Source organism: Streptomyces sp. NPDC043952 (assembly GCF_056435325.1).
Window position 1 is genome coordinate 136,437 of sequence record NZ_JBWKES010000011.1, and the last position, 15,726, is coordinate 152,162.

The window sequence follows — 15,726 nt, forward strand, 5'->3', positions numbered from 1 at the left end:
TGCGTTGGGGCCCCGCTGTACTTCCCCACACCCGGAGACCGGGTGGCGCTTGCCAAGCGCATAGAGGGAGAACGGCGTTCATCACGGTGGTTTACCTCCGGGCCCTCGCCCTCGGCACCTACCGAGACCACCGCTCTCGCGTCAGTCCCGCACGATCATTGTTCAGTTTTCAAACAACTGCCGCTTCCGTCGTACTCACCCAGCGAGGCTTTCCGTCGAGCGGGCATACGTGACCAACACTTAGGTGTTGGACCACCTGCTCAGCTTGTTGGTACGAGCTGATGCAGTGATGCTGCACCCACGGACAGTGAGCCGTCAAGAGATTGGGGCCAACATGTACCAACGAGTTGCGCGAGTGCGTCATGATGGGGTCATGAACAAGCAGCCCAAGTACCGGCAGGTGGCCGACATCCTGCGTCGAGAGATCGACAACGGGACCTTCCCGCCGGGGTCCCGGCTGCCGTCCGAGAGTGACCTGCAAACTCGCTTCGACGCTTCCCGGAACACAGTCCGAAACGGGCTCGGTCTGCTGGTCGGTGAGGGGTTGATCGCCTCTAGCCAGGGGCTTGGGTACGAGGTCCGCTCACATGAGGTTTTCGAGTTGAACGCCTCGCGCTTCGAGAACCTGAACTTTCCGCAGAACGGTGACGCGTACAACACGAACGTCATGAACGCTGGCCGACGACCACACCAGACGTTCCGTGTCGAGATGCTGCCGGCTCCGAAGGAGGTGGCGGATCGTCTCCGCGTGGAGGAGGGCACCAAGGCAGTACTGCGCTTCTGTCACCGGTATGTGGACGACGTGCCGTGGTCCACACAGGCGACCTACTACCCAGGCTGGTTGATCGAAGAGTCGCCACGTCTGGCAGAGCCCGGAGATATCGCGGAGGGGACCACGCGCTATCTGGCGTCGCGTGGCATCGAGCAGATCGGCTATTACGACGAGATCGGAACCCGTATGCCCACCCCTGAGGAGGCCCGTCTCTTGGAGATGGGACCTGGTGTCCCAGTGATGCTCTGGACGCGCACGGGCTACTCATCGGACCGACCCATCCGCTGCACTGTCACGACCTTCCGGGGTGACCTGAACCGGATGAACTACGAGATCGGCGACCTCGGCGCCCGAAGCGAGCACACGTGATAATCACAAACGCGGAGGCATCCGACCTGGCCAAGCTGTTGGCCTTCCGCGAAGAGGCGGCGGCTTGGCTGCGCGGCCTTGGGTCCGACCAGTGGAGCCGCCCGTATCCGGCGGACAAGCTCCTGGCCACCATCGAGGCGGGCACGGTGTTCATGTTGCGAGATGGGCCGACGACGGTCGGCACAATCACGCTGACACCCGACGCAGAAGAGGGGCTCTGGACCGACGACGAACTGGCCGAACCTTCGATGTTCGTCAACAAGCTCACCATTGCTCGCGAGTACGCCGGGCAGAACCTCGGTGGCCGGCTGCTCGACTGGGCTGGTGACCGTGCGTACCGCTCGGGAGCGCGATGGCTTCGCCTGGACGCGTGGACGACCAATACGGGACTCCAGCAGTTCTACCTCTCACAGGGGTTCACTCATGTCCGCACCGAGCATGAGGGCACCGCTGTGAATGGTGGGCCAAGGGTGTCCGGATGGCTTGCACAGCGACCTGCGCGGGTCGCGGAGCACGGTTTCATCGATCGCACCGCGGTGGTGCCCTCTGGCGACGCCAGGGGTGCTCTGAAGCACGCGAGGGCTGGAGAGCACCATGATCGGTAAAGCCTTGGCAATGTCTTTTGTGGACGCGATGGCAACGCGGCGCAGTGATGCTGGCGCAGAGTGCTCTCTAGTCGGCCGAGAGCCCCGGTGCGGATGAACGGGGAGTCGCTGGCCTCTTTAGCCGGGCGGTGCACCTGACCCGGATGCTGACATCCTTCCCGCCTGCATGTCTCTCCCGCCGTACCGCGCTTTGCATTGCTAAGCAATGCATGTGGGAGGATAGATAAAACCTACAGCTCAGCCGCACTCTAACGCATCCATAGATGCGCTCAAGTATCAACGCTTTTGCAAAATTGCAAACACTGATCGTGTATGGCTGGATGCGAAGTCGACGGCGTTTGCCTCACTCTGGGGACCACGTCGGGGTGGCGTGGCCAACGAAAGGCGGCCCCCGATGCAGCGGGAGCCGCCCTGACCTTCCCTATCGAAGAGGAAAGAGAGGTCGTTGATGACCCTACCGACTGAGGTCCAGTTATCCGAGGGCGCGGACGATGCCGTGCCCTCGCCATCTGGGAGGCCGCAGCAAGGGCGCTGGAACCGGCGACGGGTTCTTGCGCTTGTTGGCCTTGCCGTCGGCCTAGAGGTCTCCATCACGGTGCTCGTTCACCTGGCGCCTTCGTTGGCTGTTCCGATAGAAGCAGCCAACGGCGTGGTGACGCTGGCCGTTGCTGTAGTCGGCGTATCCGGTGGATGGCAGCGCGACGGCGGAGCGTAAGGGTTCCCTCGGTCCGAGGGATCGGCGCGAGGCCTCTGGAGCCTGTCTCTTTGAGCCGTCGTGGTGGCTCCTACGCGGGCGCGCGCCGCCTTGCGGGCCGGCCTGCCTCTTGCCCCGGCTGGACGCGTCCGGCGGCGCGCTGCGTACATGCGGGCGAAGGTAGGAAAACCCTCTGTGGCTGGGGCGGTCGACTCCACGACTTTAGGCAGCCAATTTGGCGCGAGCCTCGGAGATCATGGCCCAATGGTCGGGTACCAGTGGGCAGGCTCACAAACCTCCCCGATCCGCGGGCTAGCGTAATGGGTCATGATCACTCGCGCCAAATCAGCTTCAGCCCAAAGTCGTTCCGCCGACCGTGTTTTGCAGTTGCACGCCTATTCGCTGAGCCTCTCCTGAACCCGTTCATCATCCAGCATCTCAGAGGGGAGTGTCGTGTGTGTATTGAATCGACTCTTGAGGAGCAATTCCACCTCCAGTCCTGTGACGTCAGTGAGATCGGCCGCGCACAAGTTGGTTCCTGCAATATCTGCCCCCTTGAGATTCGCTCCCTGAAGTTTAGCAAACCCGAGATCAGCTACCGACAGAATCGCTCCTTCTAGATTGACTCCCCTCAAGCTCGCCGTACACATATTGGCGAATTCGAGATCAGCAGCCTTCAAGCACGCTCCATCCAGGTCTATAGATTCAAGGTCCGCTCGACTCTCCTCGTCGTACCCGTAGACTTCAGCGCCGCACACCTTCAGCCCCCGGAGGTCGATAGAAAAGGCACGGTCCAGGCGGCGGGGTCGGCGCGCGATCGCTACGAACGCAGCCATTACATCCTCGTCCACCACCCCGCACGTATGTTCCGCTGCGTGTGCAGTCGGATGCTGCCTCAGGAAGGCCGCCAGCACCTTGGTTACCGTGAATTGATCCTTTGGAGAGTCATGCATGATCCGCTCCAAAGCGTATATTCCCCCAAGTCGTTCGGTCGGAAGTTCAGAAGCGAGTAGCTTCACTGCGGCCACATATCGCTCAGTCACTTGCCCTTCCCGAACGAGATCGGCTTGTTCTCTATCCCTTTCACGCGTGTGTCGAAGGTTGCGATCGGTGTAGTAGAGGCCGAGAGAAGCAATAATCCCCGCTCCTACTGCGACGATGGTCGTTCGGAATCCCGTAACGACCGCTGCTACTCCAGGAGAGAGGTCTTTCCCGAGATGACCTCTGTCGGCCCACCATGGGCCCTTCCAGATGAGCAAAACGAACATGATGGTTCCGGCGCTAGCCGCCACCCATTGCAGACTTCGCCTCATGTAGCACCTCATGTATCAAGGATGCTGCCTTCGGGGCCTCGCCATGCAGAAAATCGCCGAGTTCAGAGGCAGATTTGAGCTCCACCTGGTAGCGATCTCTGATCAAAACGAGCCGCATGTCAGGGTGTGCCCTGTCGGCGGCTGAAACGGCTCGTGCCTCTCGACAGATGCCGAGGACTTCTAGTTAATCCCGCGCCGTCCCTAGCGCGTCCGAGGTCACCCGACACCGACCAAGGCCCCTTGGCCTGGCTCTGCTTCCCCCAGGTGTCCCCCGGCGGAGGGCAGCACAGGGAAGGCCGCAGGTCGTAAGCGGTGAACGGAGCCCGCTGTAAATCTGCCAGCTTCCGGGGTAGACCTGCTCCCGCTGACGGCAGTACATGACGGCAACAGGCGTGCACTCCGCTGAACCTCGGCAACGTTGCCCGCACCCTGCTGCCTCGGGAAGGGCGGCGAAGGCGAGGTCCAACGGCCAGCGGAGTGAACTTCCACACCGCAGGTCAGGGGCCCTGTTCCAACGCTTGACCGGATGGGCGCCCGACATCAGTAGTTGACATCAACATGGGCGCGCACCGGTGTACGTGAGTGGAACGTGCGTCGCCGTGCGGCCGTGCCCGGCCCACGTTGCCCATCGAAGAGACCACCCACCGCGCGGGGTGCACACGCCTACGGATCAGAAGACGTGTCCCGCACTCATTGCTCCGTGCGCGGCCGGATTACCCCCTGTTGGCCAGTGCGCGACTGCCATTCCCTGTAGCGCCAGCGCAGCGCCTCGGGGTGTGGGCGCCGAGGCAGTTCACGAAGGTGCGGAGTGACGATGCCGAGTGCCCCAGATCCCTATACCAGGTCGGCCTCGGACAGGCGTTGCCACGCTGTCTGAACGTGCGCCTCCGTAAAGAGGCGCTCCTTTCGATGATTCCATGCTCTGATGCATGCCGTTACCGATTCAGGGCTTGGCGGAGGCGTCACCAGTTCTTCAGCGGCAAAGAGGACGGTGCTCAAGAGCTCCATACCAAACGCATCTTCGAAGCCTGCTGTTAGAGCTTCGAATCTGGCCGCGATTTTTTCGAACTCGGGGTACTGCTTCAGGAACTGCTCAGCGTCATTGACGGAGTCTTTGTTAAGCTCCAGAATTGCCTGAGCTCCGCTAGTGCCGTCGCCGAAACCGGTGACGAAGTGGCCTTCCATCGCAGAGACCGCCCTGTCAAGGGGCTGCGAGTACGGGCCGTAGATGCCCTTCTCGAATTTTAGTCCCAGCGTTAGATGCAGCTTCTGTAGAAGGTAGGCAACTTTGTGTGCCTCAAGGAGTGAAACGCGTGGTTCAAAAGCAAGGCCGCGTGAAATGCCACTTCTGATATACCGGTCGAGGGCAGCGAGAAACGCTGCGCGTTCACGCGTCATTGGGGGTGCCTGAGTGGCATTTGGCATCGATGAAGCGTTAGGCGCTCCAGACGGCTCGTAAACGCGAACTTCGACCCCAGGAATTGTCCCCAAAGTTTGGCGGATCATTGGCTCAACTTCATGCCATGGAAGTCCGCCATTCCCACAACCTAGCGGTGGTACAGCGATGGACTTGATCCCACGCTCAACGATTTCGTCACGCAGTGCTACGAGCCCCGAGGCGATGTCCTCGATGCGCGATGGTGCGCGCCAGTGGCGCTTCGTCGGGAAATTGATGATGAACCTTGGGCCGCCCACTTGCTCGACCTCGTGTACGTGCATCCGGCCGACCATGACGTCGCTACGATCGCAGGACGCTTTGTAGTCCTTGAAGTTCTCCGGATAGGCTCGCTTGAACTGCAAGGCAATGCCCTTGCCCATGACGCCCACGGTGTTGACCGTGTTAACAAGGGCATCGACATCTGCTAGAAGCAGGTTGCCGGTGCCGCGCGTGATCATTGCTGTCCTTCCTTGGGGCTCGTTCGTTACCGCTAGGTCAGTAGTACCACTCAGGTCTGACACTCACCGGAAGCTCCGCCCCTGCCTCCCGCAGTAGGTGTCGTACTTGCCGAGCGCGATCATGATCGTAGGTTGCCACCTCGTGCACAGCTGTCATGGGTAGATGCCCGTGCACTAGTAGCTCCGCCATGCGCCGACGCATGCGATCACCGTCGTCTGCCGTGTTGTTCCAATACCGTGCAGCCATGATCTCCCAGTCGACAACGCTTGGCATCATGCTCAAGTCGGTGAAGTGCCTGGTGATCGCGCTTGCGCAGTTGCCATCGCTGAAGACGTAAGGCCTGCGGGACTCGGTGACGCCGTCGACGGACGTGACCAGGTAGACGAGTGGAGGCTGCCCCTCCTGGTAGGTGGCCACGCTGCCCCGGCTGATTACGTACAGCATGGGGGAGCGCGGGGCAAAGTAGAACGGGACGTAGTCAGCTGGACAACCGTATGGCGGGACAGTGATCTGTCGCGACCGCCGTTCAGCTTTGACCGCCCTGTCTCCGCACTCTCGCAGCACGCCCCCTCGGCTCTGCATGACGGTGTCCGAGACCAACTGCTTCTCGGCGAGGATGTCACGCAGGTTGCGCACGTGCGTGAAGTGGAACAGCCGTCGTTCCCCAACGTTCATCACAAGAACTGAGTAGATCACAGCTATGGCTGCTGGCGTCAGCTGCTAGACCGTCAACCATGTCTCGTCACAGGGAACTTGACGACAGTCCTTGACGGCAACGGCAGTGGACGTTGCCGTATTCGGACGCACGAACCTGCACTTCGCCGACGGCGGCAGCCGGCCATGCCCCTGGCCTAGACACTCTCGGAAGGAACTTGTAAGGCGAAGGTCACTGGTCCGGATGGCGCACTGCGCGGTCTCATTCCGGGTCTCCTTTGCCGCCCGATCCACCGCAGTCCACATGGGTCCGTCAGTGGGCACGACCACTCCTGAACAGGAACGCAGACGGCTCCACGGATGACTATGGACCCGCCTGGACCAAGATCGGACAACTCGTAATGCGTAGGTCTCGGGTTCGAATCCCGAAAGCGGCTCCGGCAAAAGGCCAGGTCACATAATCCGTGACCTGGCCTTTTTGTTGTTTCGAGGGGTGCCACGTCACCTGGCCGAGTGCCGGGGAGAGGGCGGTCGCCCTGCCGGGGTGGGGGAGAGTCGGGAGCCGTCTTCCAGGGCGAAGACGAGGCACCAAGGAGCTGGCGGATCTGCCGGCCGCCATGTGACGGCCGTTCCGCCCGCGATGTGACGGAAGACGGCGTCCGGCTCAGGCGGAGTTCGTCAGAGGCGGGCCAGATCGTCCGGGGTGAGCGTGATGTCGGCGGCGGACGCCGAGGCGCGGACCGTCTCGGGGCGGCTGGAGCCGGGGATCGCGATGACGGTGGGGGAGAGGTGCAGATGCCAGGCCAGGCAGATCTGCTGCGGGCTCACGCCCTTCTCCGCGGCCAGCTCATGGAATCCGGCGAACCGTGGCGGGGCGTCGGCGTCGGCGCCGGCGCCGAGGGCCGAGGGGCCGTCCAGAGAGCTGCGGGAGATGCCGCCGAGCGGGCTCCAGGGGAGGAAGGCCATGCCGAGTTCGGCGCACAGGCGCAGTTGGGGCTCGCTGTCGCGGACCGCGGGGGAGAACTCGTTCTGCACCGAGACCAGGTCGTCGCCCAGGATCGCGCGGGCCTCGTGGATCTGGTCCACGGTCACATTGGAGAGACCGGCCTTGCGGATCTTGCCCTCGGCGACCAGTTCGCCAGCGCGCCGACGGAATCGCCGAACGGCACCGCCGGGTCGGGCTTGTGCAGCTGGTAGAGGCCGATCGCCTCGACGCCGAGCCGCTTGAGCGAGCCCTCACAGGCCCGCTTGAGGTGCTCGGGCCTGCCGTCGACCGTCCAGGAGCCGTCGCCGGGCCGCCCGCGTCCGCCCTTGGTGGCCACCAGGATGCCGGAGGTGTCCCGGCCGTATGCGGCCAGGGCGCGGGCGATGAGCAGTTCGTTGTGGCCGCGCTCGTCGGCGTGCCAGTGGTAGGAGTCCGCGGTGTCGATGAGGGTCACGCCCGCGTCCAGGGCGGCATGGACGGTGGCGAGGGCGCGGGCCCCGTCGGGCCGGTTCTCGATCGACAACGGCATGGCGCCGAGGCCGACGGCGCCGACGTGGGTGTCGCCGAGGGCGCGGTGCTGCATACGTATGGCTCCGGGGGGTTCGGAAGTCGGGGCTCGGGACTCGGGCTCGGGTTCCGGCGACACGCCGCGAGATGATGATCACCGTAACCTGGACACCGGCCCTGCTCCAGTGACTTCGAAACGGCTCCCCGCACCGGCCCCTGACGCCGACTCACCGATTCGCCACCCCGCCACCCCACCACCCGCCACCGCACCACCCGCCACCCCACCACCCGACACCCCGCCCCCTCCCCTCGGTCATGCCCGGAACTCCGATTCCCCCGCACCCGGCAAAGCGCCGCAAAAAGGATGTAAAGGCGATGGTTGGAGGGCGAACCAGCGGAGGTGGGGCAACATCTTGGTGAACGATGGGCGGCGCACGGTCAGGAACGCGCCGCCGCTGCCGGCCGGATGGGGTGTGGGACGTGGTGGAGCCGAGGATCGCCGTCGCCGTGGTGACGATGGGCAACCGGCCCGCCGAGGTCGACGCCCTGCTCGAATCCGTGGCCAAGCAGGACCTCGCCCCCGCCCGGATCGTGATCGTCGGCAACGGCTGCCGGCTCCCCGAGTTCGCCCGCCGGCTTTCCCTGCCCGGCGAGGTCACCACCATCGACGTACCGGAGAACCTGGGCTGTCCGGGCGGTCGCAACGTCGCCCTCGCCCGGCTGCGTGAGTTCGGGGACGTCGACGTCGTCGTGGAACTGGACGACGACGGGCTGCTCGTCGACGCCGACGTGCTGCGCCGGGTACGGGACCTGTGCGCCGCCGACCCGCGCCTTGGCATCGTCGGCTTCCGCATCGCCGACGAGCACGGCGAGACCCAGCAGCGGCACGTGCCCAGGATCGGCCGCTCCGACCCGCTGCGCGGCGGCTACGTCACCGGGTTCCTGGGCGGCGGGCACGCCCTGAGCATGGCCATGCTGGCCGAGACCGGGGACTGGCCGGCCGAGTTCTTCTTCGCGCACGAGGAGACCGACCTCGCCTGGCGCGCCGCCGACGCCGGCTGGAAGATCCGCTACTCACCCGAACTGCTGCTCCAGCACCCCAAGACCTCCCCGGCCCGGCACGCCATCTACTACCGGGTCAACGCCCGCAACCGCGTCTGGCTCGTACGGCGCCGGCTGCCGCTGCCGCTCATCCCGGTGCACCTCGGGGTGTGGACGCTGCTCACCCTCGCCCGCACCCGTTCCGCGGCCGGGCTCAAGGCGTGGTTCGGCGGGTTCGTGGAGGGGGTGCGGGAGCCGGCCGGTGAGCGCCGCCCGATGCGCTGGCGGACGGTGTGGCGCCTGACCCGGCTGGGGCGCCCGCCGGTGATCTGAGGGGCGCGTGATCCGAGGCGCACGCGGGCGTACGCGCGGGTGCGGAGGCGGGACGGGGTCCCGGTCGTTCACCTCCGCCGACCGGGACCACCCACGTCCCCGGACCCGACCTGCGGCGACACTCCCCCGAGTTACGCGACTGACGCGCGCGCCGTCGGACGGCTCCGATGGAATGATCACATCAAGTCTCACCAACGGATCGCTAACATGTGGCCAATGGCGGGTCGGCGACCGGCAAGGCAGCTGACCGGAACTCGCCCACCGCCAGCAGTGGAAGGCCGGTGACCGGGCGGATGACCGGTCACGGAAGATGGCGGGAAATCGTCGCCGTCCGGGCCAATTTCCGCCAGGAGTACGGCGGGCAGGCGCCCGTCGCGGGGCACGGTCGGCCCCGACCGCGCAGGAAGGCAGTGGAGCGGCGTGAAAGGGCGGCGCGAGCTGCGGTTCGGACTGCTGGGTCCGCTGGTCCTCTATGACCGCCCGTCGTACGACGACCCGAGCGGGCCGGGGACGGCGCACGAGAGGCCGTACGCCACCCCCGACCACACCACCCCCGACCACACCACCTCCGACCGCCCCGCTCTCGACCGCGCGACCCCCGACACCGCTGTCCGCGCCATCGGCAGCCCCAAGATGCGCGCCCTTCTCGCCGCGCTGCTGCTGGAGCCCGGCCGGGTCGTGTCGGTGGAGTCGCTGAAGGACGCGCTGTGGGGCGGGGCGCCGCCGGCCTCCGCGCAGGCGTCGCTGCACAACCACGTCACCAGGCTGCGCCGCCTCCTGGACGACCCCGAACGGCTCAGGTCCGTGCCGCCGGGCTATCTGCTGCGCGTCGAACGGGGCGAGCTGGACGTGGACGTGTTCGACTCCCTGGTCGCCGACGCGCGCGCCGCGCACGCTCGGCAGGACTGGCCGGCCGTCGTACGGTCCTGCACGAACGCGCTCGCGCTGTGGCGCGGCACCCCGCTCAGCGGACTGCCCGACCTCGCCGGCAGCACCCTGGTGCCACGCCTGGAGGAGGCCCGGCTGATCCTGCTGAAATGGCGGTACGACGCCGAACTCGCCCTCGGCGGAACGCGCTTGACGGCACTCGTCCCCGAGCTGTCGGCCCTCGTCACCGAGCATCCGCTCCGCGAGGCGTACCACCGTCAGCTGATGCTCGCCCTGCACCGCACCGGCCGCCAGGCCGAGGCCCTCGCCGTCCACCGCGATCTGCGCGCCCGCCTGATCGCGGAACTCGGCGTCGAACCCGGCCCCGCGATCCGCGAGGCCCATGTCGAGGTGCTGCGCGGGAGCGACGGTGGCGACGCGAGGCCCGTGGAGGACGGGGACGACGAGGACGACGGGAAGGGCGGAGAGAACGAAGGGAACGCGGACGGAGAGAACGAAGGGAACGCGGACGGGGAGGACGAAGGGAACGCGGGTCGGGAGGACGAGGGGCGCGGAGACGGGGACGGAAACGAGCCAAAACCGGTCACTTCGGTGGTTTCGCACCAGGACGTCCGCGAAGGCGACGCACCTCCACCGCACCCCCTCCACACCCCCCAACTACCCCCGCCCCCCGCCCAACTCCCAACCCCGCCCGCCCACTTCACCGGCCGCGCCCCCGTCCACCGCGCCCTGCGGCACGCGCTGATCGAGCCGCCCGCGCCGGGGCCGGCCGTCGCCGTGGTCTCCGGCATGGCGGGGGTCGGCAAGAGCGCCCTCGCCCTGCACGTCGCCCATGAGCTGCGGGAACGTTTCCCCGACGGCCAGCTCTACGTCAACCTGCACGGCGCCACCCCCGGCATGTCCCCGCTCGGCCCCGCGCAGGCGCTCGCCACCCTGCTGCACGACCTGGGCGTCGAGCCCCGCAAGGTACCCGAACACCCGGACACGGCCGCCGCGTTGCTCCGCTCCCTGCTCGCCCCCGCCCGCGTCCTGCTGGTCCTGGACGACGCGGCCGACGCCGCCCAGGTACGGCCCCTGCTCCCGGCCGGCCCCGGCTGCGCGGTGATCGTCACCAGCCGCTCCCCGCTGACCACCCTCGACGGCGCCCGCCGCTTCCCGCTCACCCCGCTGACCGGCGAGGACAGCGCGGCCCTGCTCCGCGCGCTGAGCGGCCGGCCGGGACTGGACGCCGGCCACGCCCTGGTCGAGCTGACCGGCGGACTGCCGCTGGCCCTGCGCGTGGTCGCGGCCCGGCTCGCCGCTCGGCGCGCGCTCACCCCGGACGTGCTCGCCGGTCAACTGGCCGCCAGCGGAGGGCGGTTGCGGCAACTGGAGTACGACGACCTCAGCGTCCGGCGCTCCCTCGCCGTCGCCCATGACGCCCTCGCCGCGGCCGAGCGCGAGGCCGACCGGGACGCGGCCCTCCTCCTGCGCCACATCGGCGCGCTCGACCTGCCGGCCTACGGCGCCCCGCTCCTCGCCCGTCTGACCGGCATCGACGCGCGCCGCGCCGAGGCCGCCCTGGACCGCCTCGTCGACGTGGCCCTCCTGGAGGAGACGGCCTACGGCCGCTGCACCCCGCACGACCTGGTCCGCGAGTTCGCCCGCGAACTGGCCGACGGCGGGGCCGAGTCCCGTACGACCGCTGCCCCCGCCCCGCCCGCCACCACCGCCGACCGGGCTCACGGCCGTACCCGCGACGACGACGCGTCCCCCGACCTCGTCGCCCTGCGCTGGTACGCCGCCGTGGCCGAGCGCGTGCTCGTCGCCATCGTGGAGCCCGGCCTCGACCTGGACGACCGGCGGCGGCCGACCTCCGCGCAGCCGGCGGAGCACGCCGCGGAGGTGGCCGCGCTGCCGTCCTTCGAGTCGGCCGGGCAGGCGTTCGCCTGGGGCGAGACGGAACTGGAGAACGTGGTCGCGCTGGTGGCGCGCAACGCCGACGCTGCCGATCCCCGCAGGCCGGCCCACCTCTCGGTGCTGGTCCGCCTGCTGTTCCCGTATGTGCAGCGCAGTGGCCGGGTCGCGGAGATGGAGGTGCTCGGGCGGGCCGCGCTCGGGGCGGCGCGGCGGCTCGGCGACCCGGAGGCGCAGGCGTACGCGCTCGGCGATCTCGCGGGCCTGCACTTCCTGACCGGCCGGCACAACGACGCCCTCGCCCTGACCGACCGCTGCCTGGAGAGCTGGCGGCGGCTCGGCGTGCCCAGCCGCGTCCGGCGCTGCCTGAACAACCGGGGGCTGCTGCTGGAGGGGCTCGGCCGGTTCGCGGAGTCCGAGGAGACGCTGCGGCAGGGCCTGTCCTACGCGCGGCTGCTGAACGACCCCGTCGGCGAGGCCATCACCCACAGCCATCTCGGCAACCTGTACGAACACACCGATCCGCGCGCCGCGATCGAGCAGCACCGGCGCTCGCTGGCGCTCGGGGAGGCGGCCGGCGCGGTCATCGTGCGGCACTTCGCGCACTGCAACATCGGCTACGCCCACCTTGCCCTGGGCGAACCGGCCGCCGCCGCGCGGCACTTCGAGCAGAGCCTCGGCATCCTCGGCGGGCACGGCGACTGGCACGGTGAGGCGCGGACCCGGCTCGGTCTGGTCCGCGCGCTGCGGCAACTGGGGGAGGACGAGCGGGCGTACACCGAGTGCGGCGAGCTGCTGCGCCGCGCCGACGCCCGCGCCGACCGCTACACGGGCGGCCTGGCCCGCCACCAGCACGGCCTGCTGCTGCACGCCCAGGGCCGCCACCCGGAAGCCCGCACCGCCTGGCACACCGCCCTCACCGCCCTGACCGGCACGGACGAACAGACCGTGATGACCGAGCTGCGACAACTCCTGGCCGAGTGAACCGCTGTATGAGGGGCGTTTGTTCGCAGCGGCGCCGGTCAACCCGCTCATACCCCCACAGTGACACGCGGTCACCCGGCACCGGTCCGCCCGCCGGACGGCGCCCGCCCGCCGGACGGCGGCCGGCCTCCGGATAGCGGCCGTACGCCACACCGCGCCCGCGCCCCGCGTCCGCGCCCCGCGCTACTTGGCGTCCGCATAGCACTCCACCACCGCCGTCGTGAAGGGGAACCGCACCGGTGTCTCGCCGAAGGTCAGGCGGCCGGCGAGGGTGGCTGCCTCGCGGATGGCGGCCACCACGGTGTCGGCCTCCTCGGCGGGGCAGTGCACGATCACCTCGTCGTGCTGGAAGAAGACCAGCTCGGCCCGCAGCCCGGCGCAGGATTGGCGCAGCGCGGCGAGCAGCAGCAGGGCCCAGTCGGCGGCGCTGCCCTGGACGACGAAGTTGCGCGCGAAGCGGCCCCGCGCACGGGAGTTGGCCGAGGCATAGCCCGGCACCCAGGCGGCCTGGCCGTCGGCCGGTGTCTCCGCCTCGTCCGCCGCGGGCCCGACGGGGATGCCCGCCTCCTCCGCCGCTTCCTCGCCGGTGCCCGCGGCCGGCGGGCAGGTGCGGCCCAGCCAGGTGCGCACCAGCCGGCCCTCCTCGCCGGCCCGCGCCGCGTCGTCGACATAGGCGACGGCCTTCGGGAAGCGGCGGCGCAGCGCGGCGAGGTTCTTCAGGCCGTCGCCGGAGGTCTGGCCGTAGACCGCGCCCAGCACGGCCAGCTTGGCCTGGTCGCGGTCGCCGGAGAAGGCGCGGTCGGAGACGGCCTGGTAGAGGTCGCTCTCGCGGCCCGCGACCTCCATCAGGCCGGGGTCGCGGGAGATCGCGGCCAGTACCCGCGGCTCCATCTGGTCGGCGTCGGCCACCACCAGCCGCCAGCCGGGGTCGGCGACCACGGCCCGCCGGATCACCTTGGGGATCTGGAGGGCGCCCCCGCCATGGGTCACCCAGCGCCCGGTGACCGTGCCGCCGGCCTGGAACTCCGGGCGGAAGCGGCCCTTGCGCACCCAGTCCTTAAGCCAGGACCAGCCGTGGGCCACCCAGATGCGGTACAGCTTCTTGTATGCGAGGAGCGGGGCGACGGCCGGGTGGTCGACGGACTGGAGCTCCCAGCGGCGGGTGGACCTCACCTTGATCCCGGCCTGTGCGAAGGCCCTGATCACATCGGCCGGCAGATCGGGGCGGACCCGGCGGCCGAACGCCGCGGAGATCTCGTCCGCCAGCTCCGCGAGGCGGCGCGGCTCGCCCCCGCCCGCATACCGCTCGCCGAGCAGATCGCGCAGCAGCTCGCGGTGGACCCCGGCGCTCCAGGGCAGCCCGGCCCGGTTCATCTCGGCGGCCACCAGGGTGCCGGCGGACTCGGCGGCGGTCAGCAGCCGCATCCGCGCCGGGTCGGCCGCCTTCTCGTGCCGCCGCTGCTGATCGGCGTAGACGGCGAGGAGGTCGGCCAGGGGGAGCGCGCTGCCGGAGGGCTCGAACAGAGGGGACTGGGCGCCCGGTTCGGCCGCCCGCTGCGGAGGATCGGGCGGCACGGGGCCGCCCCGGAGGCGGGCCAGGGCGGCGGCGGCCGAGCGTGGTTCGCCGTACCGCCCCTCGTGGCCCAGCAGCAGGGTCTCGGCGACCTCGATGTCGTAGCACCGCTCCACTCGCACCCCCGTAGCGAGCAGACGCGGGTAGACGTCGGCGGTCGACCGCCACACCCAGCGCGTCACCTCCGGGCGGCTCCGCACCGCCCCGGCGGGGTCCTTCTCCCGCCGCACCGGTCCGGCGGGCAGCCCGTCCGGGCCGAGGGGGGCGACGTCCACGCCACCGTCCTCGGCCGGAGCGAGTGCCCACCGGTCGGCCATGACTGCGAGTGTGGCAGGCACCACTGACAATCGCCGTGACCTGCGGTTTCAGTCCTCGGTGGGGGCCTGCGCGCGCTTTTCGAGAAATGGTGCGAGGACCTTGTCGACGTGCTCCTCGGCCGCGGCCTTGGTGATGCCGAGCCCGCTGAGGACGCCCGTGCCGTTCTCGTGCTCCAGCAGGGCGAGCAGGAGGTGCTCGGTGCCGATGTAGTTGTGCCCGAGCCGCAGGGCCTCGCGGAAGGTGAGTTCCAGGACCTTCTTGGCCTCGGGCCCGTTGGGGACGAGGTCGGGGACCTGTTCGGCGGCGGGCGGCAGCGCGGCGGTCGCGGCCTGGCGTACGGCGTCCAGCGGGACGCCCTGCGCTGTGATCGTCTTCGCGGCGAGGCCCTCCGGCTCGGACAGCAGCCCGAGGACCAGGTGCTCGGGCCGGCCCTCCGGGTTCCGGGCGGCCACCGCTTCGTTGTGCGCGGCCATGACCGCGTCCCGCGCGCGCGGGGTGTAGCGGTTGAAGCCCTGGCTCGGGTCGAGGTCGGCGGACTCCTTCGGCACGAACCGCTTCTGTGCCGCCTGCCGGGTCACGCCCATGCTCTTGCCGATCTCGGTCCAGGACGCGCCCGAGCGGCGGGCCTGGTCCACGAAGTGCCCGATCAGATGGTCCGCCACGTCGCCGAGGTGATCGGCCGCGATCACCGCGTCCTGGAGCTGGTCGAGGGGTTCGTGATGAACCTTCTTGATGGCCCCGATGAGGTCGTCGAGGCGTACGGATGCCGTGATGTTCGGGTTGGTCGCCATGTGTCAACCGTAGGTTGCGCCCCCAGTACTGTCAACCGATGGTTGACAGTGGTTCCGATGTGGCCGCGGCGGCGGCGCGGACTTATCCACAGGCTGTGGAAGCCTC

At 68.6% G+C, this 15,726-nt stretch carries 9 protein-coding genes and 1 pseudogene; 4 read left to right on the top strand and 6 right to left on the bottom strand.

Annotation, left to right across the window (positions count from 1 at the left end; all coding sequences use genetic code 11):
* Window positions 1-373: 373 nt before the first annotated feature.
* Both AC069R_RS15715 and AC069R_RS15720 read left to right on the top strand, forming a co-directional pair.
* A complete protein-coding gene (locus AC069R_RS15715; RefSeq protein ID WP_478767348.1) occupies window positions 374-1,141 on the top strand; it encodes a GntR family transcriptional regulator in 768 nt (255 codons plus the stop codon).
* A complete protein-coding gene (locus AC069R_RS15720; protein ID WP_478767349.1) occupies window positions 1,138-1,746 on the top strand; it encodes a GNAT family N-acetyltransferase in 609 nt (202 codons plus the stop codon). Before AC069R_RS15715 ends, AC069R_RS15720 begins: the two co-directional genes overlap by 4 nt.
* Before the next feature lie 1,089 nt (window positions 1,747-2,835).
* Here AC069R_RS15720 and AC069R_RS15725 read toward each other — a convergent pair.
* The 4 genes and pseudogenes from AC069R_RS15725 to AC069R_RS15740 form a co-directional block, all read right to left on the bottom strand.
* A complete protein-coding gene (locus AC069R_RS15725) occupies window positions 2,836-3,708 on the bottom strand; it encodes a pentapeptide repeat-containing protein (protein WP_478767350.1) in 873 nt (290 codons plus the stop codon).
* Window positions 3,709-4,587: 879 nt separating this feature from the next.
* Entirely contained in the window at window positions 4,588-5,649 is a 1,062-nt protein-coding gene (gene darG / locus AC069R_RS15730; protein WP_478767351.1) for a type II toxin-antitoxin system antitoxin DNA ADP-ribosyl glycohydrolase DarG, read from the bottom strand.
* A gap of 37 nt (window positions 5,650-5,686) precedes the next feature.
* Window positions 5,687-6,346, bottom strand: coding sequence for a type II toxin-antitoxin system toxin DNA ADP-ribosyl transferase DarT (darT, locus tag AC069R_RS15735; RefSeq protein ID WP_478767352.1), 660 nt, complete (start codon window positions 6,344-6,346; stop codon window positions 5,687-5,689).
* A 636-nt stretch (window positions 6,347-6,982) separates the two neighbouring features.
* Window positions 6,983-7,872: pseudogene (locus AC069R_RS15740) on the bottom strand (aldo/keto reductase).
* A gap of 404 nt (window positions 7,873-8,276) precedes the next feature.
* Here AC069R_RS15740 and AC069R_RS15745 point away from each other — a divergent pair.
* Both AC069R_RS15745 and AC069R_RS15750 read left to right on the top strand, forming a co-directional pair.
* Window positions 8,277-9,170: a glycosyltransferase family 2 protein gene (locus tag AC069R_RS15745; RefSeq protein WP_478767353.1), complete on the top strand. Its 894-nt coding sequence runs from the start codon at window positions 8,277-8,279 to the stop codon at window positions 9,168-9,170.
* Window positions 9,171-9,803: 633 nt separating this feature from the next.
* Window positions 9,804-12,938, top strand: coding sequence for an AfsR/SARP family transcriptional regulator (locus AC069R_RS15750; protein ID WP_478767417.1), 3,135 nt, complete (start codon window positions 9,804-9,806; stop codon window positions 12,936-12,938).
* A 183-nt stretch (window positions 12,939-13,121) separates the two neighbouring features.
* On the opposite strand, the gene AC069R_RS15755 is transcribed toward AC069R_RS15750, so the two are convergent.
* Window positions 13,122-14,828 (bottom strand): bifunctional 3'-5' exonuclease/DNA polymerase, encoded by a 1,707-nt coding sequence (locus AC069R_RS15755; protein WP_478767354.1) that lies wholly within the window; start codon window positions 14,826-14,828, stop codon window positions 13,122-13,124.
* A 48-nt stretch (window positions 14,829-14,876) separates the two neighbouring features.
* Window positions 14,877-15,620, bottom strand: coding sequence for a Clp protease N-terminal domain-containing protein (locus tag AC069R_RS15760; protein WP_478767355.1), 744 nt, complete (start codon window positions 15,618-15,620; stop codon window positions 14,877-14,879).
* Window positions 15,621-15,726: the final 106 nt, after the last annotated feature.